Genomic DNA, 25812 nt, shown 5'->3' with positions numbered 1-25812 from the left:
CCACCCCTTTCTAGCACCGCCCCGCGCGCTTCGGTCAAGCAGTGGGGCGCGGCCCGATACGGCTTCGCATCGCTGGATTGACGTCAGGGTCGATCACGATAGAACTCGTCCGGATACGCGCGAGCGCTAATCTAGCGCATGCGCGCGGTCGCGGACCATGCAGCCGGGTCGATTGGCGGGAGCCGGACAAGGAATGAGATGATGAGTGAAGCCGAGACTCTGCCCGAGCGCGAATCGATGGAGTTCGACGTGGTCATCGTCGGGGCCGGTCCTGCCGGCCTGGCGGCGGCCATCCGCCTGAAGCAGATCGATCCGGACCTGACGGTGGTGGTGCTGGAAAAGGGCGCGGAAGTCGGCGCGCACATCCTTTCCGGCAACGTTCTCGACCCGTCGGCGCTGGATCGCCTGCTGCCGGAATGGCGGCAGGAAGAAACGCCGATCAAGACCGAAGTGACCGACGACCGGTTCTATTTCTACGGCCCGCAAGGCTCGGTCAGACTGCCGAATTTCCTGATGCCGAAGCTGATGGGCAATCACGGCAATTTCGTCGTCTCGCTCGGGCTGGTCTGCAAATGGATGGCGGAAAAGGCCGAGGCGCTCGGCGTCGAGATCTATCCCGGCTTCGCCGCCTCGGAGATTCTCTACGACGAGTCGAACGCGGTGATCGGCGTGGCAACCGGCGACATGGGCGTGAGGCGTGAAGGCGACCAGGGACCGAGCTACCAGCGCGGCATGGCTCTGCTCGGCAAATACGTGATGATCGGCGAGGGCGTCCGGGGGTCTCTCGCCAAGCAGTTGATCAGGGCCTATGGGCTCGACGAAGGACGGGAGCCGCCGAAGTTCGGCATCGGCCTCAAGGAACTGTGGGAAATCGAGCCGTCGAAGTCGAAACCCGGCCGCGTCCAGCACTCCTTCGGCTGGCCGCTTGACGGAAGCACCGGCGGCGGCTCCTTCCTCTATCATCTCGGCGACAACCAGGTTTATGTCGGCTTCGTCGTCCATCTGAACTACAAGAACCCCTATCTCTCGCCGTTCGACGAATTCCAGCGCTTCAAGACCCATCCCGACGTTGCCGAGTTGCTCGAAGGCGGCAAGCGCATCGCCTATGGCGCCCGCGCGATCACCGAGGGCGGCTGGCAGTCGGTGCCGAAGCTGGTATTTCCGGGCGGCGCGCTGATCGGTTGCTCGGCCGGCTTCGTCAACGTGCCGCGCATCAAGGGCGCCCACAATGCCATGACTTCCGGCATGCTGGCGGCGGAAAAGGCGGCCGAGGCGATCAAGGCGGGCCGTTCGCATGACCGGCTGGCGGCCTACGAGGACGAGTGGCGGACCTCACCGATCGGCAAGGACCTGAAGCCGGTCCGGAACGTCAAGCCGCTCTGGTCGAAATACGGCACGATGCTCGGCATCGCGCTCGGCGGTCTCGACATGTGGACGAATTCGCTCTTCGGCTTTTCCCTGTTTGGCACGCAGAAGCACGGCAAGCCGGATTACGCCTGCCTGGAACCGGCGGACAAGCACGAAAAGATTGCCTATCCCAAACCCGATGGCGTCCTGACCTTCGACAAGGTCTCCTCGGTCTATCTGTCCAACACAAATCACGAGGAGGACCAGCCGGTCCATCTTCAGGTGAAGGACCCGGCGCTGCAGCACTCGTCCGAATGGGCGGTCTATGCCGGCCCGTCGCAGCGCTATTGCCCGGCCGGCGTCTATGAATGGGTCGAGGAGAACGGTGCCGAAAAATTCGTCATCAACGCCCAGAACTGCGTCCACTGCAAGACCTGCGACATCAAGGATCCGAACCAGAACATCAACTGGGTCCCGCCCCAGGGCGGCGAGGGGCCGGTCTATCAGGTGATGTGAGACTTATCGGCGATGGGCGACTGTCATGGCCGGCGTGGATCGATCGCCGGGGAGGGCGACCCTCGCCAGCAGGGGCAGATGGTCCGAGGTCGTGGCTTGCAGCCGCTTGACAATCATGGAGTCGATTTCCGCCGAATGGAGGATGGTATCTATGGGCAGTCCGACGTAGGGGGCGGTCGCGCGCGGCAAGGTCCTGTGGATCCAGGTCGGTCCAATGCCCATGGCGGGTTTCGTTCCGCTGGCCTCGGCGATGCTGCTCACCGCCGCGCTCCAGGGAGCGGCGTTGAAGTCGCCGGCGAGCACCAGCGGCGAGGGCATCTGATCCAATACCGGCTCCAGCGCGCGGACCTGGCTCCAGTGCCCGTGCGGCCACGGCCAATCGAGATGCATCGATGCGACCGCGACCGACACGCCGTTGAAGTCGACCGAGCGCGCCACGAAGCCCTGCTCGGGAAGGCAGATGCCTCCTGCGTCGCCGTCGGCGAAAGGGCGCCGCGACAAGATGGCGCTGTAGAATAAGCTGCGGGCGCCGCTGCAATAGTAGCGGTACGGGTAGCGATCCTGAAGCGTGTCGAGAAGTTTTCGCCATTCGTCCGTCACCTCCTGCAGGGTGACGACGTCGGGTTCGACCTCGCCGATGCGTCGCACGGCCGCCGCCTTGTCCACAGCGTCGAAGCGAAGGTTCATCTGTAGCAGGCGATAGTGCGGCGCGGTGCCGTGGGCGGCCATCGCCGCCGGCGCCGGCAGCATGTAGCGCCAGGTCGTGGCGCCGGCGAGCGCCATGCAGGCGAGGCCGAGGATCGCCGGAAACGGACGCCGCAGGGCCACTGCCGCGAGCGTCGTAGGCAGGAGCAGGATGGCCAGATGCGCCCGGAAATGCGCGAGACTGTCGAATGGTTCGATCCATCGGCCGAAAAAGCCCGCAACGACAGCGGTCGCCGGCAGGAGCACCAGCACTGCTAGGAGCGCACGCGCAGCGGGGCGCAAACGGCTCAGAAACATACCGGCTCGGCCATAGATCGACTCTACTGGAACGCGGTCTCGAAAAACGAGCGCAGCTTGCGCGAATGCACCCGTTCTGAGGGTAGTTCCGACATCAGTTCGAGCGCGCGCATACCGATCCTGAGATGCTGCGAGACCTGACGCTTGTAGAATTCCGTCGCCATCCCCGGCAGTTTCAGCTCGCCATGCAGCGGCTTGTCGGAGACGCAGAGAAGGGTGCCGTAGGGAACCCGGAAACGAAAACCGTTCGCCGCGATCGTCGCCGATTCCATGTCGAGGGCGATGGCGCGCGACTGCGACAGCCGTTCCACCGGTTCCTTCTGGTCGCGCAGTTCCCAGTTGCGGTTGTCGATGGTCGCGACCGTCCCGGTCCGCATGATCTTCTTCAGCTCGTAGCCGGAGAGGCCGGTAATCTCCTCCACGGCATGTTCCAGCGCGACCTGCACCTCTGCCAGCGCCGGGATCGGCACCCATAGCGGCAGGTCGGCGTCGAGGACGTGGTCCTCGCGGACATAGGCGTGGGCTAGCACATAGTCGCCGAGCTCCTGGCTGTTGCGCAGTCCCGCGCAATGGCCGAGCATCAGCCAGGCGTGCGGCCGCAAGACCGCAATATGGTCGGTGATCGTCTTGGCGTTGGAAGGGCCTACGCCAATATTGACCATGGTGATGCCATGGCCGTCCTCGCGCTTCAGATGATAGGCCGGCATCTGCGGCAGCCGGAGCGGCGCCATGCCCTCGTTCGGCTCGCGCGTGCCCGCCGGGGTAACGACGTTGCCCGGCTCGACGAAGTTGGTGTAGCCGGCGCCGCCTTCCGCCATCATTTCCCGCGCCAGCATGCAGAACTCGTCCACATAGAACTGGTAGTTGGTGAACAGCACGAAATTCTGAAAATGCTCCGGCCTGGTCGCGGTGTAGTGCGACAGCCGGTGCAGCGAATAGTCGACCCGTTGGGCGGTGAACGGCGCGAGAGGCAGCGCTTCGCCATCGCGCGGCTCGAAATTGCCGTTGACGATCCGGTCGTCGGTCGCCTCAAGGTCAGGCACGTCGAAGATATCGCGCAAGGGACGGTCGAGTTTCTCGGCCAGCCCTCCGTCTACGTAGGATCCTTCACCAAAGGCGAAATGCAGCGGAATCGGCGTGGTGGAATCGCCGATCGTCACGGGCTGACCGTGATTGCGGATCAAGAGATCGATCTGCTCGACGAGATAGCGCTCGAACAGATCGGGCCGGGTGATCGTCGCGGCATAGCGGCCCGGCCGCGGCACATGGCCGAAGGCGAGCCTGGAATCGACCCTGGCATGAGTCGCGGTAATCAGCGAGATTTCAGGATAATAGGCGCGGTAGCGCTTGCCCCCGAAGCCCTTTTGCAGAACGCCATCGAATGTGTCGGACAAAAACGCGACCGACCGTTCGTAGAGCCGGGTGAGTTCGGACACGGCCTCGCCGGCGTCGTGGAAGGGCCGCGACCGGGCCGGCTCGGGGCTCTGGTAATCGGGATCGGTCGGCAAGGGAAAGGGCTTGGTCATTCCCTTGTGTAGCTGGCCCGCATGGCGCGGAGAAGACGAGCGGGCTTAAAATTTCGCCCGCGTCGTGACCGGATCGCGCTCGATCGGGCAGACGATCCCGATCCGGTAACCGCAATCGCTTCCCGCAACGGAGGCAAAGGCGCTGCCGGGGCGTTTGACGGCGTTCTGCGCCAGAAAGCTGAAGCTCACCCCAAAGAGCGCGATCAGCGCGGTGATGATTGTCAATCGCGTCATCATGGCGTCGTCCTAAACGATTTCTCCTTTATTTGCACGGGTTGCCTGAACCGGAGCTGAAGCGGTGTCGCCCGAGAAGGCGCCGATGATGAACGCTGCGTCGGGGAGACACGGCTTTGCGCTTTGTCGTTGCGGCCCTAGGTCGGTGGTAACGCCAACCCGGATGACAGGGATTTTCTCGATGCCGACGCAGACCGATCCGATCAAGCTGTATTACTGGCCGACGCCGAACGGCTGGAAAATCTCTATCATGCTGGAGGAACTCGGCGTTCCCTACGATATCGAATACGTCAATATCGGCGCGGGCGACCAGTTCAAGCCGGAATTCCTGGCGATTTCCCCGAACAACCGGATGCCCGCGATCGTCGATCCGGAGGGGCCGGATGGCGAGCCGATCTCGGTGTTCGAATCCGGCGCGATCCTGCAATATCTCGGGCGCAAGTTCGGGCGCTTCTATCCGACCGAGGAGCGGGCCCGGGTCGCCGTCGAGGAATGGCTGTTCTGGCAGGTCGGCGGCCTCGGGCCGATGGCGGGCCAGGCCCATCATTTCCGCAATTACGCGCCCGAGCAGATCGCCTATGGCATCGACCGCTACACCAACGAGGTCAACCGGCTCTACGGCGTCATGAACCGGCGCCTGAAGGACAGTGAATATCTCGGCGGGGCGGACTACTCGATCGCCGACATGGCGGCGATCGGCTGGGTCGTCCCTTACAAGAACCAGGGCCAGGATCTGGAGGAATTTTCCAATCTGCGGCGCTGGTTCGATGCCGTCAGATCGCGACCGGCGGTTTCCAAGGGGCTGGAAATCGGGAAGGCCGAGCGCGAGAAGATGAATCTGGCGACCGACAGCAACGCCCAGAGCGTCCTGTTCGGTCAGCGCGCCCGCGCCTGACGCGGAGCGCCAGGGACGCGGCGGTTATTCGCGGTCGGACGGACGCCCGACCCGCAAACTGTGGCGGGTCGGTTCATGAAAAGCCGAGGCGGTGCTCTAGACGCGGACCCAGATCTGCGTCTTGCAGAAGATCTTCAACGCGCAGCCGGTGAGCTCCAGCTGTCCGCCCTCGACGCGCGCCTTGCCGCTATAGGTCCGATCCTCGCGCGGATCGGTGACGGTGCCAGTGTATTCCTGGCCCGCGCCGGTCATCTGCCCGACCGCCTTGCCCTTGTGCTCACCGGTGATGACCTGAGCGCAATAGGCATCGCCACAAGAACTCACCCTGACGATGCCGCCACCCGGCGCGCGCCACTTCCCGACGATCGGCTCGGCCGAAAGCGTCGGCGACGTGATGGCGGCGATGGTCGTGAGGGCAAGAAGTAGCTGGCGCATAATCTGTTCCTGTTCGCTGGGATGTCCCAGGTCGAACGGTACCGCCGGATTTGGGCAGCACGGTGTCGCCGGCCACGGCGCGCCAGCCCACATAGCCCGAACCACCGCATCCCCCAGCCATGGGACGCTCCCGCAACCGGCCGCCGTCAGAGACGGCTGAGGCTCTGCGACCGGCAGAATAGGCCGCCGAGGACGCACCCCGAAATCGACAGCGTGTTGCCGGAGAGGCTGCCCTTGCCGGAATATTGCTTGCCGCCCTTGGTGTAGTCGGTCACCGAGCCGGCATATTGGCCGCCGCCCTGGGGCTGCATCTGCCCGAATGTTTTGCCCTTGTGGGGGCCGTTCGTGTAGGTCAGGCAAAAGGCGCTGCCGCAGGGCGCGATCCTGGCGTCATAGCCGGAGGGCATCCGCCATTTTCCCTCGATCGGATCCGCATGGGCCGCGCCAGTCATGGCAAGGCCGAAGCACGCGGCCGCAAGCAATACTCGTCTCATATCTTCCTCCCATCGAAACGACGGACGACAGACCGACGCCCGGTATATTCCCTTGACGTAAGCGTAATTGAATTGCGGGAAATCGCAAGCGATCTCATGTCGGAGAAAGAGCCGGGAGCGCGGCTCCAGTGCGGGCGCTTGTGGGAACGCGGTTAGCTTTCAGTAAAGCCAGGGTCGACGCGATCTGGGTCGATTTTCGAGATAATCCATTTCCTTCAGGGTGTTGCCGGATCAAGGCGGGGTTTTTCCATCGGCGATGTTTAAGTCTAATTAAGCTCGAACTTTAATCGCCTTTTCAGTCGTGCCGGTCATTCTGACGCCATCGGACAACAGCCCGATCAATAGTGACAGGGACGCAAAGAAAATGGCTCGCATCGACTTCCAGAACTATTCCGAACCGACGGTCAACGGCGCCGCGTTCGTCGACGCCGACCTCCTCGTCGACCTTGGCATGCGGGCAGCCTCGGGCCGCGATGGCGCCGTCGATTTCGTCGCCGCCCACATGTATTTCAACCTGGCCGACCGCAAGGGCGCCGAGAACGCCGCCTTCCATCGCCAGGATATCGCCGGGCAGATGTCGAAGTCAGAAATCGCGGCCGCGTTGCGCGCCGCGCGCGAGTGGTTGATCCTGCACTGAGTTCCGACGCCGGCCGGGACGTCACTCGGCCTTTGGCGCGCCGATTTCCTCGATCGCGCCGGCAAGGGCCGTCGCGAACAGCGCCAGATCCTCGTCCCGTCCGACCGTGACGCGGATCATGCGGTCGAGCGGCGCCACACCCGGCATCCGGATGAACACGCCGCGGCGGATCACCGCCTCGAGCAGCGCACGGGCATAATCGCCGTCGCCGCCGCAGTCGATGGCGACGAAATTGGTGGCCGAGGGAAGGGGCGTCAGCCCGGCCGTGAGGGCGATATCGGTCAGCCGGTGCCTCGCCGCCGTGATCCGCGCGATCACCGCGCGCAGATAATCCTGATCCTTTATGGCCGCCAGCGCCCCGGCCTGCGCCACGCGCGACACGCCGAAATGATTGCGGACCTTGTCGAACTGAACGACGGTGTTTGGCTCGCCGATCGCATAGGCGATCCGCATGCCGGCCATGCCGTAAGCCTTGGAGAAGGTGCGAAACCGGAGAAGATTGGGCCGCATCAGGGTGATCGGCGGCAGCGTTGCCGCCGGTGCGAGATCGCCATACGCCTCGTCGAGAACGAGGATTGTGTCCTCGGGGATTTCCGCGATCAGCCGCTCGACAGCCTCAGCCTCGTGCCAGGAGCCGGTCGGGTTGTCCGGGTTGGCGAAATAGACGAGCTTCGGGCGTAGCGCCTTCGCCCGCTCGATCAGGCCGTCGATGTCCTCGCGATCATCCGACCGGTAGGGGACAAAGTCGACCGACGCGCCATAGCCGGTCGCGTGAAAGTTGAAGGTCGGATAGGCGCCGCGTGACGTCACCACGACGTCGCCTGGCGCGCAGGTGAGCCGCACCAGATAGCCGAGCAGCCCGTCGATGCCTTCGCCGACCGTCACATTGTCGAAGCCGATGCCGAGATGGTCGGCGATTGCCCGCTTCAGCTCATGGTTTTCCGGATCGCCGTAAGCCCAGGCATCGCGTGCGGCCTCGGCCATTGCGGCAATCGCGTTCGGCGACGGGCCGAAAACGCTCTCGTTGGCGCCCAGCCTCGCTCGGAACGGCACACCGGTGCGCCGCTCGATCGCCTCCGGGCCGACGAAGGGGATGGTAGCGGGAAGCGACCGGGCGAGGCGGGTGAAAAGTGGCATGGCGATCCGGATCAGGCGCTGACGGCAACGAGCAGAATCAATCGGCTACGGGACGTCGCTGTGGTTTAGATTCAACGCGGCGGAAGCCTGTCGATCGGTCTGACCTTGCGACGGTGTCCCGGTCTCATTCGGGATCGACACGCTCGAGTCCCTTGGCGAAGCGTCGTGCGTTGGCGACATAGTGCTCGGCGGCGGCCTTGAGCCCGGCGGCCGCGGCGTCATCGAGCGTGCGCGCCACCTTGGCAGGCGCGCCGACGATCAGGGAATTGTCCGGAAACTCCTTGCCCTCGGTCACCAGCGCATTCGCGCCGACGATCGAGTTCTTGCCGATCCGGGCGCCGTTGAGGACCGTCGCGCCCATGCCGATGAGTGAATTCTCGCCGATGGTGCAGCCATGGACGATGGCGCCGTGGCCGATCGTGCAGCCGGCACCGATGGTCAGGGGAAAGCCGGGATCGCTATGCAGGGTGCAATTGTCCTGGATGTTGGTGTTCTCGCCGATCGTCATCCATTCATTGTCGCCGCGCAGCACAGAGCCGAACCAGACATTGGCGTTCTTGCCGAGGCGCACCCGCCCGATGACATGGGCGCCGGGCGCGACGAAAAATTCGCCTCCGGGTGAGGGTTCAGGGCGATCGCCGTCGAGCGCGTAAAGGGGCATCAGCAAATTCCTCCGGTTGCGGCGGCGAAATTGCGTCAGGCGGGGGCGGGAATCAAGCGGTTCGCAGAGCGGTCAGCCGGCGGCTGCCTTAAGCATCGCCTTGGTGATCGACTGGCGCACGGCGCCATAGTCCGACCACGGATCGTCTTCTTGTAGCCGCTGTAGCACCGCCTCGATGTCGAAGCCGCTGGCGCGATCAAGCGTTTCCAGCTCGTCCCAGCCGACCGGTGTCGCCACAGGCGCCCCCGCGCGCGCGCGCGTGGAGTAGGGAGCGATCGCCGTCGCGCCGCGCTCGTTGCGCAGCCAGTCGATGAAGATCCGGCCCTTGCGCTTGGCCTTGGCCATGGTGGCAACGAAGCGTTCCGGTTCGGCGCCGGCCTGCCGCGCGGAGAAATCCTTGGCGAAGGTCTTCAGATCCGCCCAGTCCTGCCGCCGTTCGAGCGGCACGACGACATGCACGCCCTTGCCGCCGGTGACCATGGCGAAGCTTTGAAGTCCGAGCTCGGCAAGTCGGTCGCGAAGGTCGAAGGCCGCCGTCTTCACGTCGGCGAAGCCCAGGCCTTCATCCGGGTCGAGGTCGAAGACCAGCCGGTCGGGCTTTTCCAGCCGATCGTTGCGCGCGCCCCAGATGTGGAATTCCAGCGTGCCCATCTGCACCGCGCCGACCAGCGCGGCGGCGTCCGGCAGGGTCAGATAGTCGGCCGTTCCGCCATCCTTTTCGGCGACCGCTACCGTCTTCACCGCATCCGGGAAGCCGCCGGTGTCGTGCTTCTGGAAAAAGCAGTGCTTGTTGCGGCCCTGCGGACACCGCACCAGCGAGACCGGGCGATTGCCGGCATGGTCGAGCATGCGGTCCGCTGCTGCTTCATAGTAACGCGCCAGATCGAGCTTGGTGACGCCCTGACTGTCGTAGACCACGCGGCCCGGGCTGGTGAGGCGGACGCCGGCGACGGTGACGGGAGCGTCGCCGGAGCGTCGGGAGGCGGATGGGCTTCCCGTGCTCCTTTCCGCGTTCCCCGGCTTCGCGCCCGCGGATTTCATCTGCCTGGGAAGCTCGTCGGTCACGGCCTTGGCCTCCTTGTCGTCGCGCAAGCCCTTGAATACGCCGTGACGGATATGGCCGTCGGCGGTGAATTCGGCGAAGTCGATCTCCGCCACCAGCGTGGGCGTGACGAAGCGGGCGTCGCGCTCGACATCCCTCGGCAGGGTATCGAAGGGGGAGGTCTTGCGTGCGAGGGCGTCGAAACGCTTCGCGAGATCCGCCAGTGTCTGTTGGTCAAAGCCGGAGCCGACGCGGCCGCGATAGCGCAGGCTGCCGTCCTCCATGACGCCGACAAGGATCGATGAGAAGGCGCGACCCTTCTTGTCCGATGGCGACCAGCCGCCGATGACGAATTCCTGCCGGCGGGTGCATTTGACCTTCAGCCAGGACTTGCCGCGTCCGGACCGGTAGGGCGCGTCGGCGCGCTTGGAGACGATGCCTTCGTGACCGGCCCCGCAAATCTTCTGAAACACCGCGGCGCCATTGCCGGTCACATGCTCGCTGTAGAGAAAGACTTCGGAGCCTGCCCCGTCCAACAGCGCCTTCAAGGCGGCCTTGCGCTCGGTGAGGGGCCGTTTGGTCAGATCCTTGCCGTCCAGGCGCAGAAGGTCGAAGCAGAAGCAGGCGAGGGGGCCGCCCTCGCTGAGGTGCCGCTGCAGCGTCGAGAAATCGGTCTTGCCGTTGTCATCGAAGGCGACGATCTCGCCGTCGATCAGGGCGTTGCCGCAACCGAGCCGCCCTGCCGCCTCGGCAACCTGCCCGAACTTATCGGTCCAGTCCTTTTCGTTGCGCGTCCAGCACCGCACCTCGCCGCGGCCGACTCCGATAAGAATGCGGTAGCCATCATATTTCATCTCGTGCAGCCATCCATCGCCCTCGGGCGCGGCGTCGACCAGCGTGGCCAGTTGCGGGGGATGGAAACGCGGCAGCGGCAGCGAGGCGGTGGATCCGTCTCCCCCCTTTGCCTTGGCCGGCTTCTTGGTCCCGGTTCGGCTGGACTTGGCGGCGGGCTCGCCCGGCCGCCGGGTTTCGGCCCAGCTTTCGTCACCCTCGGCGATCGCCGCCATGGTGCGGCCGGTCTTGACGCTCTTGTCGGCGCTGAGAAGGTTGCGGCGCCGGTCCACCGCCTCGTCCTTTTCCTTGATCAGCAGCCAGTTCTCGCGCGTCTCCTTGCCACGCGGCTTCATGCGCACCAGCGCCCAGTTGCCCCGCATCCGCTCGCCGGCAAGGCGCATCTTCAGGCTGCCCTTCTCGAAACCCTTTTCGGGGTCCTCCAGTGGCTCCCACGAACCCTGGTCCCATAGCATGACGGTGCCGCCGCCATATTGGCCCTTGGGGATGGTGCCCTCGAAGGTCCCGTAGTCCATCGGGTGATCCTCGGTCCGGACTGCCAGGCGCTTGTCGGCGGGGTCGAGGCTCGGCCCCTTGGTCACAGCCCAGCTTTTCAGGACGCCGTCCCATTCGATGCGGAAATCGTAGTGGAGCCGCGTCGCGTCGTGCTTCTGCACGCAGAAGAACAAGGCGCTATCGCCGGTGTGCGGCGCCGACGATCCGGCGGGCTCGCGGGTCTTGGAAAAATCGCGCTTCTGGCGGTAGGTGCCGAGGAGATCGTCGCCCTTTGCTGCCATTGCATCGACCGTCAGGCGCTCTTGCGCCGGCTGGGCGGGGCCTTGGTCGCCGGCTTGGCGCTCTTCGCGGATTTGCCCGACGTGGCGGCGCGAGACTTCGTGGTCCGTGCCTTGGCGGATGGCTTGCGATTTTCCGCCGCGCCAGCCTTCGACCCGGCGGAGCCACCGTCGCCCTCGAGGCTCTTTTTCAACGTCGCCATCAGGTCGACGACGTTGCTGCCCTTGTTGGACGGCGCCGGCTCGTCGGCTTCGACCGCTATCGTCGCCTTGCCGCCCTTCTTCCGCTTCTCTGCGATCAGCTTCTTCAGCGCGTCGGTGTAGTGGTTCTTGAAAGCGGATGCGTCGAAGGGCGCGGATTTCTTGGCGATGAGCTGGGTGGCGACGTCGAGCAGGTCTTCGTCGGTCTCCGCGTCGGAGATGTCGGAGAAGATCGAATCGGATTTACGGACCTCGTCCTCGTAGTGCAGCGTCTCGAGCAGGAGGCCGTTGCCACACGGGCGCAGCGCGACAAGATATTCCTTGCCGCGCAGCGAAAGCTGGCCGAGCCCGGTCTTCTGCGATTGGCGCAGCGCATCGCGCACCACCCGGAACGCATCCTCGGCGAGTTCGTCCTGCGGCACGACGTAATAGGGCTTGTCGAAATAAAGCGGCGGGATCGAGCAGGTATCGACGAACTGAACGAGCTCAAGCGTCTTTTTCGTTTCCAGCTTGACGTCCTCGATCTCCTCGTTGGTCAGGAGAACATATTCGTCCTTGCCGATTTCGTAGCCTTTGACGATCTCGTCCTTGTCGATTGGTCCGATCCCCTCGACGACCTTGTCGTAATGCACCCGCTTGCCGCTCTCGCGGTGGATCTGGCGGAAGCTGATCGACGCGCCCGACTGGGTGGCCGAAAACATCTCGACGGGAATCGAGACGAGCGACAGACGTATCTGCCCTTTCCAGATGGGACGTGGCGCCATTTCTTAACTCCGAACGCGATGACTGCCGCTACGGGAGACAGAACGGCGAGCAGGGCCGAGTCGTTCCGGCGCGGCAAGAGCATTCCCGCGTCGCCCGGCTGGTTTCCTCGAAGCGTTGGAAAAACGGCGCGCTGTTCGTCCCCTCTTGCCAAGGACATGTGCGCGGTTAAGCAGGGGCGAATGATGAATCAGCCAAGGCGCCGCCCTTGATCCGGATCCTTCACACCGCCGACTGGCAGATCGGCAAGCCGTTCGGCACTTTCGAGCCCGAACAGCGCTATCGACTGCGCGACGAACGGTTCAGCGCCGTCGCCCGCATCGCCGCGCTGGCCGAAGACCGCGGGTGCGACGCGGTGCTCGTCGCGGGCGACGCCTTCGACAGCAACGACGTCCTTGATCGCGACATTCACCGCACGCTCGATGCCATGGCCGCCTATCGTGGTCCCTGGGTGATGCTGCCTGGCAATCACGACGCCGCGCTGAGCGTGTCGGTGTGGACGCGTCTGCGCAAGCTGACAACCAAAGCGAAGATGATCATCGCCGACCGCCCCGAACCGGTGGTTCTGAAGGACGGGGCGCTCGTCATCTTGCCGGCGCCGCTGACCCGCCGCCGCGAGGGAGCGGATCTGACCGAATGGTTCGATCATGCCGAAACGTCGGCAAACGCCGTCCGGGTGGGGCTGGCCCATGGCGCGGTGCTCAACCGGTTGCCGGAAAAGGCCGAAGCCGGCAATCCGATCGCCGACGACAGGGCCGACAGGGCAAGGCTCGACTATCTGGCGCTCGGCGATTGGCACGGCTTCGTCGAGATAGCGCCGCGCAGCGTCTATGCCGGGACCCCGGAGCCCGATCGCTACCCCGCCAACGCGCCGGGACATGTGGCGATCGCGGAGATCGACGCGCCGGGCGTCGCGCCGCGGATCGAGCGGGTCCGCACCGCGCGCTTCGACTGGCGGTCGATGGACGTGCGCCTTGATGGTGAGATCGGCGCGCTCGACGATGCGCTCGCGGCGTTGGCCCGGCCCGGCGAGACGCTGCTCGATCTGACGCTGTCCGGTAGTCTGTCGCTGCGTGAGCGGGTTCGGCTCGACGAGACGCTTGCGGGCTGGCGTGCGCGATTGTTCGATCTGCGCCTGTCGGACGAGGGTCTCCTGGACGAACCGGACGAGGAAGATCTTGACCAAATCGATGTCGGCGGATTCGTGCGCGTCGCGATCGAACGGCTGCGGGCGAAGGCGGCCGACCCGCAGGATCCCGAGCGCGCGGCGGCTCAGCTGGCGCTGCGGATGGCCTATGTCGAACACCGGCGTCTGGCTTCGGGAAACGGCTGAGCGATGTATCTAAGATCGCTGAAACTGACGGATTTCGCCGGTGTCGGCTCGGTCGATCTACCGCGCTTCGAGCCCGGGCTCAATGTCGTGGTCGGCGACAACGAAGCCGGCAAATCGACGCTGTTGACCGCGCTCCGGGCGGCCTTTTTCCAGAAGCATCGCGCCGGCGGCGAGGCGGTGAAGATGCTGGCGCCGTACAATCGACAGGCGCGGCCGGAGGTCGTGGTAGAATTCGATGTCGACGGCACCGCCTATACGCTCCGCAAGGCATTCGTTCAGCGTCCGTCGGCCGATCTGTCCTGGCCGGGCGGAAGCCTGTCCGGCGACGCGGTGGAAGAGCGTCTGGCCGAAATGTTCCGTTTTTCCCATCCCGGCCGCGGCGATTCCAAGCTCGGCGAGCATCAGGGCGCGTTCGGCCTCTTGTGGGTCGAGCAGGGGCGCTCGACCGGCGGTCTCGATATCGGCGTCGGCAAGGACGCCGTGACGGCCTCGCTGGAGGGAGAGGTCGGCCAGATTCTCGGCGGTGAGCGCGGCCGCTCGCTGGTCGCCGCGACCAAGGCACTCCGGGATCGCTTCTTCACCGACACGCTGCGCGTTGCGGCGGCCTCACCGATCCGCGTGGCCGAGGAGCGCCTTGAGGCGCTTACCACCGAGCTCACGGCCAAGCTGGCCCTTCGGGCCGATTATGACGAGAAGCTCGACCGGCTGCGGCGCCGGCGCGAAACGCTTCTGTCCTACGAGCGCGACGAGGCGATCGCGAAGGCGGAAGCCGCGGTCGAGGCGGCGGAGGCCGCTGCCCGGGACGCAGAGACTCTCGACCGGGAACGCGGCGAGGCCGAGCGCGAGCTTCGCCACGCGCTTGCCAAACGCGACGGCGCCGCCGAAATCCTGCGCCAGCGCGAAAAGCTGGTCGAGGCCAGCGCGAGCGCATCGCAGGCTGCCGAGGCGATCGCCGCTTCGCTCGATGATTTGCGTGCGCGCGAGGCCGAAGAGCGCGCGCAGGTGACGCGGCTCGAAGCGCGGCGGGCCGAAGCCAAGGCCGCCGCCGATCGGGCGGAAGCGGCGGACGAGGCCATTCAGCTTCGGGCCGAATTGTCCCGCAAGCAGGAAGAGGTGGCCAAGGCCCGCAAGCGGATCGAAACCGCGCGCGAGATCGAAGAGCAGTTGGCCGAGTTGCGCCGGGCCGCGAGCGGGGCCGGCCTCGATCAAAAGGCTCTGGCGGCGATCGAGGCGGCGGAGCAATCGCGCCGCGAGGCGGCGATCCGGCTGTCTGTCGCCGCGCCAAAGCTCCGGTTTGCACCCTCGGCCGGTCAGGCCGTGTTGGATGCGACGGGCGAGGCGGTGGCGACCGAAGGGGCGGTCGATATCACCGGCCGCACCGTCTTCGATCTGGAAGGTTTCGGCCGGATCTTCATCGAGCCCGGCGCCGATGCGGGGGCCGTGGCCCGCGATGCCGCGACGGCGGAGGCCGCATTCGCCGCGCTGCTCTCCCGGCGCGGGGTTCCCTCGCTGGAGGAGGCGCGCCGGCGCGTTCAGGCCGCCGAGGAGCGGCGAATCGCGACGGACACCTTGAAGGCACGGCTCGGTGCCATCCTGCCCGAAGGCCTGCCGGAGGCGACTGCGGCTCTCGAGCTTCGCGAAGGCGAGATCGCCGAGCGGCGCGCGGCGATGGGGGCACTCGCCGAGGGGAACGGGGCGGCGGCCGATCCATCGGACAGTCGGGCCGCTCGGCGGGTCGCGAGGGCTCTGCTGGAGGCCGCGGATGCCGAGCTCGACGCTATGCGCCGGCGCGCGGCCGCGTCTGCCGCCAAAGTGGCGACGGCGGAGGGTGAGGCGGGGTTTCGCCAGACGGAGGCCGAGCGGCTGCGTCGCGAGCATCTCGAGGCCGAAACGAAGCGGAGCCGGGCGGCGCTGGCGGAAGATCTCGCGGCCGCCGAGGTCGAGCGGACCGCGAAGGCCGTGGTGCTCGAACAGCGTGAGCGCGAATTGGCGGGCGTCGATCCCGAAACCGTCGCGTTGACGCTTCAATCCAAGCGCCGGGCCCTGGTCGAGATTCGCCGCCAAGTCGTGGCCCTGCGCGAGGAAGCGGCAGCGCTGGAAGGCGAACTCGGCGGACATGGACTGACGGCGCTTGGCGAGGACATCGATCGGATGGCGGGCGAGGTCACCGTCCTCGAGCGGCGGCTCGGCCGCCTCCGGCTCGAGGCCGAGGCTTCGAAACTGCTGCATGGGACGCTGCTGACGGCCCAGCGCGAGGCGCGCGAACACTGGCTGGGGCCGATCAAGACCCAGGTGGCTCCCTATCTGCGGCTGATCCACCCGGGAACCGACATCGAGCTCGACGAGGCGACCCTGGAGATTCGGGGACTGCATCGCGCCGGGGTCGAGGAAAATTTCCAACGCCTTTCAGCCGGCGCGCGCGAGCAAGTGGCCGTGGTCACCCGAATCGCGCTGGCGCAGGTGCTGAAGAAGGGTGGCCACCCGGCGACGGTGATTCTCGACGATGCGCTGGTCAACACGGACGAAAAACGCCTGGAGCGCATGCATCTCGTGTTGCAAAAGGCTGCGGCGGAGCTGCAGATCATCGTTCTGACCTGCCGCGAACGCGATTTTCGCGGACTGGGGGCGCCGCTCTTTCGAATCTGAGGCCTGCAAAAGGGCCACGTCGGCCGCTTCGGCGTCTGTGAGGGCCGTTTAGCCCTCATTTTTGGCTGTTTTCGCCAATTCCTTAATAGTGGGTAAACGAAAAAGTTGCATCGCCGCAACAGGGGTGTGTCCAAAGCGTCCCATCCGACCCATTGTGGCAATTAGGCGATTGCATCCGATCCGGTGCTGGATAATGTCGCGTCAGAAAGATCGCGGGGGCAAACGCTTCGGACTTTCGCAGAAGGGGATGGGGCAGGGAAGGCTGTCCTTCATAAACAAGGCCCAACCCTAACCTATAATTTGACTGGAGGTCAGAACATGAACATTAAGAGCCTTCTTCTCGGCTCCGCTGCGGCACTCGTCGCAGTCTCCGGCGCCCGCGCTGCGGACGTCATCGTGCCCGTCGCCGCCGAGCCCGCCGACTACGTCCGCGTCTGCGACGTCTACGGCGCCGGCTTCTACTACATCCCGGGCACCGAGACCTGCCTGTCGATCGGCGGTTATGTGCGTTTCCAGTACAACGTCGCTGGCGGCATTGAAGACGACTTCGGCGTCGATGTCCTTCGCAACAGCGAAGGCGACAACTACCAGGCCGGCTCCGTCGTCCGCGTTCGCCTGAACTTCGACGCTCGCGAAGAGACCGAGCTCGGCACCCTGCGCGCTTTCGCTCGCGTCCAGGCGCAGAACAGCTTCGGCGCCTACAGCGTCGATGCGCCGTACCGCATGGACCAGGGTTACATCCAGCTCGGTGGCCTGACCATGGGTTACACGGACACCCTCTGGACTGATGGCGACGGCTTGCTGACGGACACGGACCTGCCGGTCGGTGACTTCCAGACCAACCGCGTCTCCTACACCTATGCGGCGAACGGCTTCACGGCTGCTCTGTCGCTCGAAGACGACGGCACGGGCGACTTCGCTCCGGACGTTGTCGGTCGCTTGGCGTATGCCGGTGGCTGGGGCTCGATCTACCACGCCGGTTCGTACGACGAGCAGGTCGGGGGTGGTCTGCTTACCCCGGCATCCTTCACTGCTGGTTCGGGCTTCGTCATCAACAACCTCGGCGTGATCGTTCCTGCTTCGGCAACGTTCGTTAACGGTATCGATCCGAACGTAGCCGATGATGGCGCCTTCGCTCTGAAGGCTGGTCTGTCCCTCAAGGACCTGATCATGACCGACTCCGAGCTGAAGGTTGAGGGTAGCTATGCCTTCGACCCCTCGAGCTACTCGACGATCGGCCTGTTCTCGAACGCTCGTACCCTCGGCACCCAGCTTGACCTCCTGACGGGCACCCTGCCGGTCGAGTGGCAGATCGGTGCTGGTTACAAGCAGTCGTTCGGCAAGCTCGGCTTCGCGGTTTCCGGTGTCTACGGCGAGACCTTCGATACCTTCCGCTACACGACGGCCACCACCTTCACGAACCGCGGCAGTGGCGACTACTACAAGCTGGTCGGTAACGTCGAGTACGAGATCACCAACAACTTCGACATGCTGGCTGAGATCTCTTACGCCAACATCGACTACAGTGGTCAGGGCGGCTTCGTCGACAACTCGCTCGACCAGACGGCGGGCTTCCTCCGCTTCGTTCGCTCTTTCTAAGAGCGCTACATCGTCTAGAGAGCCCGGCGCGAACGCCGGGCTTTTTTTATGCCGTTTTTTCAGGAAGTTCCTGCTGCTGATGACGGGAGCGGCCTGGCTCGGTCGAAGTTGCCGCCGCCGGGTGCCGCAGTCTGAGCGCCAGTGAAAAGCCAGCCGGCGGACAGCGTCGCGCCGGGGACCATGAAGTCACGGCCGCATTCCGAACACGCGGTCGCCGACGCATAGGCCGCGTCTGAGTTTCATCCCCGTCCGACTGCTGTCTCGACCGACAAGCTGCCAGTTTTGGCGACCGTACCGGCCCGGCTGAACGAGCCGCGAAACGGGTCGCCGGACATCCTGATCCGGATCGACCAAATCGGGCCGGCGATCGAGAGATTGCGATTCGAGCCCCGAATCGGCCATTTCGATCAGATCACAATCGGGTCAGCCAAGGCGCGCTGGATCGAGCCGACGGTCGGTCTTGCCGGGGGAAGCGCGCACGGGGGTGGGGCGAGAACGGGACGGGAATTCGCGGGCGATCAGTGGTCGCCGCCGCCCTGACGGTCCACGCAGGCGTAACGCGGCGCCAGAGCGGGTATCAACCGGTCCGTCCGAAACGCAGATCACGCACGACGTCGACGCTCGCGCCGAGCCGCATCTTGTAGACCTGATAATTCTCGATGATGCGCTGGACGTAGTCCCGCGTCTCGGTGAAGGGGATGCGCTCGACCCAGTCGATCACCTCGTCCAGCGGTTTGCCGCGGGGGTCGCCGAAGCGCTCGATCCATTCGCGCGCCCGCCTTGGCCCGGCGTTGTAGGCGACGAAAGTCAGGACGTAGGAGCCGCCGAAATCGGCGATCTGTTCGCCAAGAAAACGAGCGCCGAGCGTGGCGTTGTAGCCCGGGTCGCTGGTCAGTCGCTCGGCAGAGTAGGGCAGGCCGGCCTTGCGGGCCACACTCTTGGCTGTTCCCGGCATCAGCTGCAGCAGGCCGAGGGCGCCGGCGGGAGAGCGTGCCTTTGGATTGAACGCGCTCTCCTGGCGGGCGATGGCGTAGGCCAGCGCCTTTCCGGCGGAGGAGATGTTGGCGCTCGCCGGGATGACGCCGACCGGAAAGGCCAGGGCCGGCGCCTCGACACCGCGCCAATTGGCGAGTTTGCCGATCTGGAGGGCCAAGGCGTGATCGCCGCGTCGTTCGGCCTTGACCGACAGCAATGCGAGTTCGCCTGGGCTGTCGAGTTCGCGGGCCAGCGCGCGGTAGAGGCTGTCGGTCCGCCAGTCCGAGCCGATCTGCTCCAGGCGCTGGATGGCGCGCACGGCGCGGCGCTGCTCGAAGCGTTGGCGATCGGCGTCGCTTGGGCGCGGGAAGGCGATGGCCGTCGGTTGCCGGCCGAGCCGGGCTGCGGCAAGCTGACCGTAATAGGTGGAGCCGTAGCGTGCGGCCGTCGCGTAATGGTTCGCCGCGTTACCTCCGGCGCCCGCCTCGGCGGCACGGCCAAGCCAGTAATGGCCCCGCGAGAGCGACAACGGCTTGTTCGACAGCTGGATGATGTTGGCGAAATGCCGGGATGCCGTGCGCGGATCGTTCAGGAACCGCAGCGCGATCCAGCCGGCGTGGAATTCGGCCTCGACCGCCTCGCCGGGGCTCTCGGCGGAGTGGCTGCTGGCAACCTTATAAGCGAGTTTTGACTGACCGAGATCAAGAAGATCGCGGGCGACGATGCGCCGCTCGTTCCACCACGCATCCGGATCGACCAGCGAGGCGGAATCGCGTGGCGCTTCCACCAGAAGACCGGCCGCCTCGTCGATCTTGCCTTTCTTGCGATTGTATTCGACCAACGCGAAGCGATAGCCGGGATCGGCGCGCTGGGCATTGGGAACAGCGGCGAGCAGTTTCCCCGCATTGCCTTCGCCGCGAATCACGGCCGCACGAGCGGCATGGATTTCCTTGGCGCCGGCGAGCCCCGCGACACGGCCCGCGTCGCTCACACGGTCGCCATAGAGCAATTTGTCCATGCGATATTTGTGGTCGGCGCGCGACAGCAAAGTCCGAAAGTCGCTGAGCAGCGCGCGTTCGAGGGCCTTGTCGAGCCGCTCTTGCCGCCAGATCTTCGCGATCAGGCTCTTGGCGCGCCCGCCCTCGCCGACCGCGAGATAGGCTCGGGCCAACGCCATCGTGCCTTCGGGGCTCTCCGGCTGCCCCCCGGCGAAAGCGCGGATGACGTCGCCAGCCGGCGGTCGCTCCCTATAGAGCGCCTTTTCGCTGTTGATCCTCAGCGTGATCATGCCGGGCCAGTCGGCGAGATCGGTCGCGGTGCGCGCGATCTCAACGGCGGGGACGTCCTTGCCGCCCTGAAGGGCGATCGCCCAGGCCAGAATGTCCCGGTCCAGGGAACCGGGCATCATCCCCTCGCGAATCGCCCGTGCCTTGACCGGATCGCGGTCGGACAGCGCCTGGAGCCCGTCCTTGAGTTCGCCCTGCATCGGCCGAACCGAAGACACCCGCGGCATCGCCGCGATGGACGCGGTGAAGGCGCCGGCGGTGACGGGAAGCGCGGGGGCATCGGCCGGCCGCATGACCGGGTTCGGCATCGGCGCGCGTACGGCCCCGCCGAAACGAGCGGGATCGATGGCGATGCCGGCGGCGCGTTCCACAGGGCGTACCGTCGGCTTGGGGCCTACCAACGGCAGGAACGTCTCGTCGGCCAGGCCCGGCACCGGCAGCATCGAGACGGCCAGAACGCTGATCAAAATTCGTCGGGCGTAAAGCTTTGCCGTCATGGCCAACCCTTTGGAGTCCTCGGCGCCTCTCGTCGGGCGCCCGATCCGGTTCCGGCGGCTCGTCGGCTGGCCGGAATGGTTTGCAAATCTCTCACGGACACGATTAAAGCGCGGTTACCGGGGCGAGGTCGAGACGGTCTTGCAAGGGCGTTCCGGCTCGGCTTGTCTCGCTGTCGACGCTTCAATATGGTGCCGCGTTTCTAGCACCGCACTGGGGCGGGATTGCGGTCGCTCGCCATCGTCCGAAAGACGCGGGAAGCCGACATGGGCGGACTGTGCCGGCGCCGAGAGAACTTTTGTGGGAGTGACGGAAAGCATGTTCAAGGGTTCGATGCCGGCGCTGATCACGCCTTTCGCCGCAGACGGATCGCTCGACGAAGCGGCTTTCCGTGCTTTTGTCGACTGGCAGATCGCGGAAGGTTCGAGCGGCCTCGTGCCGGTTGGCACGACCGGTGAGAGCCCGACGCTGAGCCACGACGAACACAAGCGCGTGGTCGAGATCTGCGTCGTGGTGACAAACCGCCGGGTTCCGGTCATCGCCGGAGCGGGGTCGAACAATACCGCGGAATCGATCGATCTGGCGCAGTTCGCCGAACAGGCCGGCGCCGACGGCCTGCTGGTCGTCACGCCCTATTACAACAAACCCAACCAGAAGGGGCTATACGCGCATTTTTCCGCGGTTGCGGAGGCCGTGTCCCTGCCGATCCTCATCTACAACATTCCTGGCCGCTCGGTCATCGACATGAGCCCGGAAACGATGGGCCGGCTGGCGGCTGACTGTCCCAACATCGTCGGGGTCAAGGACGCCACGGCCAAGGTCGACCGCGTTTCCGAACAGCGCATCACCTGTGGCACGGAGTTCATCCAGCTCTCGGGCGAGGATTCCACCGCGCTCGGCTTCAACGCGCATGGAGGGCACGGCTGCATCTCGGTGACGGCGAATGTCGCGCCGCGCCTGTGCGCCGATTTCCAAGCGGCGTGCCAGGCGGGCGATTACGCGGCCGCGCTTGCCTTGCAGGATCGGCTGATGCCGCTGCACAAGGCGCTCTTTCTCGAGCCGAATCCGACCGGCGTCAAATACGCCCTGTCCAAGCTTGGCAAGGTCGATAACCGCCTGCGCTCGCCGCTCGTGCCGGTGGATCGCGAGACCGAGGAGGCGATCGACGCGGCCATGCGCCATGCCGGGCTGTTGAACTGATTGCTCGCCCGTCCGTCGCGCCCGGGCGTTCCCGTGACTATATCGGCCGTATGAGGGGCGCGCGCATCGGGCGTGCGCAAGGTGGTTGATGGCCAAGAAGAAAAAGACGACGGGCTCGAACGTAGCGGCGGAAAACCGCAAGGCCCGCTACAATTACGAGATTCTGGATACGCTCGAGGCCGGCCTGGCGCTGACGGGTACGGAAGTGAAGTCGCTGCGGGCCGGCCGAGCGTCGATCGCCGAATCCTATGCCACCGAGGAAGGCGGGGAGTTGTGGCTGATCAACTCCAACCTGCCGGAATATCTACAGGCCAACCGCTTCAATCACGAGCCGAAACGCCGCCGCAAGCTGCTCGTCCACCGCGCCCAACTGAACCGGCTCGCCAGCGCTGTGCAGAAAGACGGGATGACGCTCGTGCCGCTACGGATCTATTTCAACGATCGCGGCGTGGCCAAGCTGCAACTGGCCCTCGCCAAGGGCAAGAACGCACCGGACAAGCGCCAGACCATCAAGGAACGCGACTGGAACCGGCAGAAACAGCGGATCTTGAAGGAAGGGTAGGGCCGTCCCCATGACTGAGCTGGCGCGGCTTCCCGACGACTTGACGTCACCCGCCGACGACGGGGCGGCGGACCATCTTGCCGGTCTGGCACTCCCCTCGGTGCCGCTCGAAGCCACCGACGGCCGGACGATCGATCTGTCGGCGATCAGCGGTCGCCTCGTTCTCTATGTCTATCCGATGACGGGCAAGCCCGGGATCGACTTGCCGGAAGGCTGGAACGAGACGCCCGGGGCGCGCGGCTGCACGCCGCAAAGCTGCGCGTTCCGCGATCATTTCGCCGAACTGGGCGCGCTTGGCGTTGATGCCGTGTTCGGCCTGTCCAGCCAATCGACCGCCGATCAGCGGGAAGCCGCCGAGCGCCTGCATCTGCCCTTCGCGCTGTTGTCGGACGAGCACGGCGCGTTCCGCGACGCGCTCAGGCTTCCGGCCTTCGAACTCGGCGGGCGGGTCTACCTGAAGCGGACCACGCTGATCATCGACGACGGGCGAATCGCGAAAGTCTTCTATCCCGTGTTTCCGCCGGACCGGAACGCCGCGGACGTGATCGCGTATCTTGCCGCCGGACGCTGACAGTCACAGACGAACAGATGCTATCCCGGCGTAGCCATTAACCATCCAGATAGTCCCGCACCCTTTCGAACACGGCGACGAACATGTCCTCCGTCAAGCGGCGCGTGTTGGTGTTGTAGCGCGAGCAGTGGTAGCTCGAAAACAGCCGGACGCCGCCGAGCTGGTGCTCGCCGCCATGGCTGAATGGTGCGTCAGCCAGCCGGCCGCCGAGCGCGCGCACCGTCGATTCATGCGCGATCTTACCGAGCGTGACGATGGCGCGAAGTTCGGGAAAGTCGGCGATGGTCGCGGTCAGGAACGGGCGGCAGTGGTTGATCTCCGCGCCGACCGGCTTGTTCTGCGGCGGGACGCAGCGGACCGCATTGGTGATCGCCGTCACGAACAGCTCAAGTCCGTCATCGGGGCGCGCCGCGAACCGGTCGTTGGCGAAACCGAAACGTGCCAGGGTCGCATAGAGCAGGTCGCCGGCATAGTCGCCGGTAAACGGGCGCCCGGTGCGGTTGGCGCCGCGCACGCCTGGAGCCAGTCCAGCGACGAGCAGGCGAACGGAGCTTGCGCCGGAAACGGGCAGGAGCGTTTTCACCGGCGCGTTGTGCCAGGAGGGCTCGCGGGCACGCCATTCATGGCGGAAGGCGACCAGCCGCGGACAGATCGGGCAGTCGCGGGACGGTTCGGACGGCTGGCGGGATATCGCCGCGGCCTCCCCGGCGAAGGCGACCGGCCGGCTCAATAGTCCTCGTCGGAGCGGTCGGCTTCGTCGATCTCAGTGCGACGGTTCATCCGGCTTTCGCGCTCAGCCGGGTCGCGGCCAATCTCCGCGCGAAGGCTCGCGAGATCGATGAAATGGTCGGCCTGCCGGCGCAGATCGTCGGAAATCATCGGCGGTGACGTGGTCAGGCTGGAGACCACCGAGACCTTGCGGCCCTTGCGCTGCAGTGCCTCGACCAGGGAGCGGAAATCGCCGTCGCCCGAGAACAGAACGAAGTGGTCGACCGTATCGGCCAGTTCCATGGCATCGATCGCCAGCTCGATATCCATATTGCCCTTGACCTTGCGCCGTCCGGCCGCATCCGTGAACTCCTTGGCGGCCTTGGTCACGACCCGGTAGCCGTTATAGTCGAGCCAGTCGATCAGCGGCCGGATCGACGAATACTCGCTGTCTTCGATCAGCGCGGTATAATAATAAGCGCGCAGGAGATAGCCGCGCTTCTGGAAGCTGACCAGCATCTTCTTGTAATCGATATCGAAGCCGAGACTTCTGGAAGCGGCATAAAGATTGGCGCCGTCGATGAGGAGGGCGATTTTTTCACGTTGATCGAACATCGGGAATAACGCTTTCGGTAAGGCTTAAATCGAGGATGGTAAAATCGTCGGGTCGTCGTGACCCTGGCGCGCGCGACGGTTATCAGGGCGTTCGGCGAATTGCGCGCGACCATAATCGGCGCGCTCCGGCTGCACAACGGGCGTCGTCGGATTCGGAAAACCGCGACGGTATTTCCACAAGCCCTTGTCCCGCGACGGCAAACGGTCTATGCGAGCCGCTTAATCTCATCGAATTCGTACAGCCAGGAGACAGGCATGGCCCGCGTCACCGTAGAGGATTGCGTCGATAAGGTCGAAAACCGCTTCGAACTGGTTCTGCTCGCCAGCCACCGGGCGCGCCAGATCTCGCAGGGGCAGTCGATCACCGTCGATCGCGACAACGACAAGAATCCGGTGGTCGCGCTGCGCGAGATCGCGGAGGAGACCTTGTCGCCCGGCGATCTGAAGGAAGATCTGATTCATTCGCTGCAAAAGCATGTCGTGGTGGACGAGCCGGAGCCGGCGCCGGCGCCGGAGCCGCGCGGTATTGCCGGGCAGCCGCTGGCGGCTCAGACCGCCGGCGTGCAGGAGGGCGACGATCAGGTCTCCTTCGACCACATGTCGGAAGAAGAGCTTCTCGCCGGGATCGAGGGGCTGGTTCCGCCGGAGCGCACGGACGATTATTGAGTTTTGTTTGCGCCGCACTTTCGGCCGAGCCTGTAACAGTCCTATATTGAAAGGACGTCTTCCCGATCGGGGAGGCGTCCTTTTCACGTTAGGATCGTCGCCGTAGCCCATGATGCGACAGTACGAACTCGTCGAGAAGGTTGCGGCCTACAAGCCCGATCTCGATGAAGCGCTTCTCAACCGCGCCTATGTCTACGCCATGCAGAAGCATGGCGCGCAGACGCGCGCCAGCGGCGATCCGTACTTCTCGCATCCGCTCGAGGAGGCGACGGTCGCGGTCGCGTTGCTGCATGACACGATCGAGGATACGGACGCGACCCGCAAGGAGATCGATCATCTCTTCGGCCCGAAGATCGGCCAGCTCGTCGAAGGCCTGACCAAGCTGAAGCGCCTCGATCTCGTCTCGAAGAAGGCGGCGCAGGCCGAAAACCTGCGCAAGCTGTTGCTCGCCATCGCCGACGACATACGCGTCCTGCTGGTCAAGCTCGCCGATCGCCTGCACAACATGCGCACCCTCGGTCACATGGCGGCGGACAAGCGGGCCCGGATCGCCCAGGAGACGATGGACATCTATGCGCCGCTGGCCGGGCGCATGGGCATGCAGGACATGCGCGAGGAATTGGAGAACCTCGCATTCAAGCA

General features: G+C 65.2%; 23 protein-coding genes. 11 read left to right on the top strand and 12 right to left on the bottom strand.

The window, feature by feature from the left end; all coding sequences use genetic code 11:
* The first annotated feature begins 201 nt into the window (after positions 1-201).
* Positions 202-1863 carry an electron transfer flavoprotein-ubiquinone oxidoreductase gene (locus MJ956_RS06590; RefSeq protein ID WP_253963687.1) on the top strand — a complete coding sequence of 554 codons (1662 nt, stop codon included), beginning with the start codon at positions 202-204 and terminating at the stop codon, positions 1861-1863.
* Positions 1864-1866: 3 nt separating this feature from the next.
* Here MJ956_RS06590 and MJ956_RS06585 read toward each other — a convergent pair whose 3' ends face one another.
* From MJ956_RS06585 to MJ956_RS06575, 3 genes are read right to left on the bottom strand one after another with little or no spacing between them, the layout of a single operon-like run.
* Positions 1867-2865 carry an endonuclease/exonuclease/phosphatase family protein gene (locus MJ956_RS06585; RefSeq protein ID WP_253963686.1) on the bottom strand — a complete coding sequence of 333 codons (999 nt, stop codon included), beginning with the start codon at positions 2863-2865 and terminating at the stop codon, positions 1867-1869.
* 23 nt (positions 2866-2888) lie between these two features.
* A complete protein-coding gene (locus tag MJ956_RS06580) occupies positions 2889-4391 on the bottom strand; it encodes an AMP nucleosidase (RefSeq protein WP_253963685.1) in 1503 nt (500 codons plus the stop codon).
* Positions 4392-4436: 45 nt separating this feature from the next.
* The gene (locus tag MJ956_RS06575; RefSeq protein WP_253963684.1) at positions 4437-4625 is read right to left on the bottom strand and encodes a hypothetical protein; all 189 of its coding nucleotides are present in this window, start codon (positions 4623-4625) and stop codon (positions 4437-4439) included.
* A gap of 181 nt (positions 4626-4806) precedes the next feature.
* Between MJ956_RS06575 and MJ956_RS06570 the strand changes: the two genes are divergently transcribed.
* The gene (locus tag MJ956_RS06570; RefSeq protein ID WP_253963683.1) at positions 4807-5520 is read left to right on the top strand and encodes a glutathione S-transferase N-terminal domain-containing protein; all 714 of its coding nucleotides are present in this window, start codon (positions 4807-4809) and stop codon (positions 5518-5520) included.
* Positions 5521-5616: 96 nt separating this feature from the next.
* On the opposite strand, the gene MJ956_RS06565 is transcribed toward MJ956_RS06570, so the two are convergent.
* A complete protein-coding gene (locus MJ956_RS06565) occupies positions 5617-5955 on the bottom strand; it encodes a DUF2147 domain-containing protein (protein ID WP_253963682.1) in 339 nt (112 codons plus the stop codon).
* Between the two features lie 146 nt (positions 5956-6101).
* Positions 6102-6449, bottom strand: coding sequence for a DUF2147 domain-containing protein (locus tag MJ956_RS06560; protein ID WP_253963681.1), 348 nt, complete (start codon positions 6447-6449; stop codon positions 6102-6104).
* 364 nt (positions 6450-6813) lie between these two features.
* Here MJ956_RS06560 and MJ956_RS06555 point away from each other — a divergent pair, with 364 nt between their 5' ends.
* Positions 6814-7086: a sel1 repeat family protein gene (locus MJ956_RS06555; RefSeq protein WP_253963680.1), complete on the top strand. Its 273-nt coding sequence runs from the start codon at positions 6814-6816 to the stop codon at positions 7084-7086.
* A 21-nt stretch (positions 7087-7107) separates the two neighbouring features.
* Here the strand turns inward: MJ956_RS06555 and MJ956_RS06550 are convergent, their stop codons facing one another.
* The 4 genes from MJ956_RS06550 to ku all read right to left on the bottom strand — a co-directional run bounded on the left by MJ956_RS06550 (position 7108) and on the right by ku (position 12516).
* Positions 7108-8223, bottom strand: a complete 1116-nt coding sequence (locus MJ956_RS06550; RefSeq protein WP_253963679.1) for a pyridoxal phosphate-dependent aminotransferase — start codon at positions 8221-8223, stop codon at positions 7108-7110.
* 124 nt (positions 8224-8347) lie between these two features.
* On the bottom strand, positions 8348-8884 hold the full coding sequence (locus tag MJ956_RS06545; RefSeq protein ID WP_253963678.1) for a gamma carbonic anhydrase family protein: 537 nt from the start codon (positions 8882-8884) through the stop codon (positions 8348-8350).
* A gap of 72 nt (positions 8885-8956) precedes the next feature.
* A complete protein-coding gene (gene ligD, locus MJ956_RS06540) occupies positions 8957-11554 on the bottom strand; it encodes a DNA ligase D (protein ID WP_253963677.1) in 2598 nt (865 codons plus the stop codon).
* An 11-nt stretch (positions 11555-11565) separates the two neighbouring features.
* Positions 11566-12516: a non-homologous end joining protein Ku gene (gene ku, locus MJ956_RS06535; RefSeq protein ID WP_253963676.1), complete on the bottom strand. Its 951-nt coding sequence runs from the start codon at positions 12514-12516 to the stop codon at positions 11566-11568.
* 206 nt (positions 12517-12722) lie between these two features.
* Here ku and MJ956_RS06530 point away from each other — a divergent pair, with 206 nt between their 5' ends.
* The 3 genes from MJ956_RS06530 to MJ956_RS06520 all read left to right on the top strand — a co-directional run bounded on the left by MJ956_RS06530 (position 12723) and on the right by MJ956_RS06520 (position 18092).
* Positions 12723-13847 (top strand): metallophosphoesterase family protein, encoded by a 1125-nt coding sequence (locus MJ956_RS06530; protein ID WP_253963675.1) that lies wholly within the window; start codon positions 12723-12725, stop codon positions 13845-13847.
* A 3-nt stretch (positions 13848-13850) separates the two neighbouring features.
* Complete coding sequence (locus MJ956_RS06525) at positions 13851-16493, top strand: AAA family ATPase (RefSeq protein WP_253963674.1); 2643 nt, start codon at positions 13851-13853, stop codon at positions 16491-16493.
* A gap of 318 nt (positions 16494-16811) precedes the next feature.
* Entirely contained in the window at positions 16812-18092 is a 1281-nt protein-coding gene (locus tag MJ956_RS06520; protein ID WP_253963673.1) for a porin, read from the top strand.
* Positions 18093-18669: 577 nt separating this feature from the next.
* Here MJ956_RS06520 and MJ956_RS06515 read toward each other — a convergent pair.
* Positions 18670-20850: a lytic transglycosylase domain-containing protein gene (locus MJ956_RS06515; protein ID WP_253963672.1), complete on the bottom strand. Its 2181-nt coding sequence runs from the start codon at positions 20848-20850 to the stop codon at positions 18670-18672.
* A 316-nt stretch (positions 20851-21166) separates the two neighbouring features.
* Between MJ956_RS06515 and dapA the strand changes: the two genes are divergently transcribed.
* The 3 genes from dapA to MJ956_RS06500 all read left to right on the top strand — a co-directional run bounded on the left by dapA (position 21167) and on the right by MJ956_RS06500 (position 23181).
* A complete protein-coding gene (dapA, locus tag MJ956_RS06510; RefSeq protein ID WP_253963671.1) occupies positions 21167-22048 on the top strand; it encodes a 4-hydroxy-tetrahydrodipicolinate synthase in 882 nt (293 codons plus the stop codon).
* A gap of 88 nt (positions 22049-22136) precedes the next feature.
* The gene (smpB, locus tag MJ956_RS06505) at positions 22137-22610 is read left to right on the top strand and encodes an SsrA-binding protein SmpB (RefSeq protein ID WP_253963670.1); all 474 of its coding nucleotides are present in this window, start codon (positions 22137-22139) and stop codon (positions 22608-22610) included.
* Between the two features lie 10 nt (positions 22611-22620).
* Positions 22621-23181 (top strand): peroxiredoxin, encoded by a 561-nt coding sequence (locus MJ956_RS06500; protein ID WP_253963669.1) that lies wholly within the window; start codon positions 22621-22623, stop codon positions 23179-23181.
* Between the two features lie 37 nt (positions 23182-23218).
* Here MJ956_RS06500 and MJ956_RS06495 read toward each other — a convergent pair whose 3' ends face one another.
* Together MJ956_RS06495 and MJ956_RS06490 are read right to left on the bottom strand one after the other, a co-directional pair.
* Positions 23219-23911 (bottom strand): uracil-DNA glycosylase, encoded by a 693-nt coding sequence (locus tag MJ956_RS06495; protein WP_253963668.1) that lies wholly within the window; start codon positions 23909-23911, stop codon positions 23219-23221.
* The gene (locus tag MJ956_RS06490; RefSeq protein WP_253963667.1) at positions 23908-24504 is read right to left on the bottom strand and encodes a LabA-like NYN domain-containing protein; all 597 of its coding nucleotides are present in this window, start codon (positions 24502-24504) and stop codon (positions 23908-23910) included. Before MJ956_RS06490 ends, MJ956_RS06495 begins: the two co-directional genes overlap by 4 nt.
* Before the next feature lie 255 nt (positions 24505-24759).
* Here MJ956_RS06490 and rpoZ point away from each other — a divergent pair, with 255 nt between their 5' ends.
* Both rpoZ and MJ956_RS06480 read left to right on the top strand, forming a co-directional pair.
* Positions 24760-25170, top strand: a complete 411-nt coding sequence (rpoZ, locus tag MJ956_RS06485; RefSeq protein ID WP_253963666.1) for a DNA-directed RNA polymerase subunit omega — start codon at positions 24760-24762, stop codon at positions 25168-25170.
* Positions 25171-25279: 109 nt separating this feature from the next.
* A partial coding sequence (locus tag MJ956_RS06480) for an HD domain-containing protein (protein WP_253963665.1) occupies positions 25280-25812 on the top strand: 533 nt, incomplete at its 3' end.

The sequence above is a fragment of the Aurantimonas marianensis genome (assembly GCF_024195285.1).
Classification (GTDB): Bacteria; Pseudomonadota; Alphaproteobacteria; order Rhizobiales; family Rhizobiaceae; genus Aurantimonas; species Aurantimonas marianensis.
This window is presented reverse-complemented; position numbering and strand designations above follow the sequence as displayed.